The organism is Paenibacillus sp. MMO-177, assembly GCF_037147795.1.
GTDB lineage: Bacteria > Bacillota > Bacilli > Paenibacillales > Paenibacillaceae > Pristimantibacillus.
In genome coordinates, this window is the sequence record NZ_JBBCUR010000057.1 from 1 (window position 1) to 222 (window position 222).

The 222-nt window shown below is 54.1% G+C and carries 1 rRNA gene; it reads left to right on the plus strand.

Going from position 1 to position 222, the window contains the following annotated elements:
• Positions 1-222 (plus strand): 23S ribosomal RNA (locus tag WFK81_RS31050); the annotation flags it as partial.

Sequence of the window (222 nt, forward strand, 5' to 3'; positions counted from 1 at the left end):
AAAAGGGTGATGGCGTGCCTTTTGTAGAATGAACCGGCGAGTTACGTTCACGTGCAAGGTTAAGTCGGGAAGACGGAGCCGCAGCGAAAGCGAGTCTGAATAGGGCGAATAAGTACGTGGTCGTAGACCCGAAACCGTGTGATCTACCCCTGTCCAGGGTGAAGGTGCGGTAACACGCACTGGAGGCCCGAACCCACGAATGTTGAAAAATTCGGGGATGAG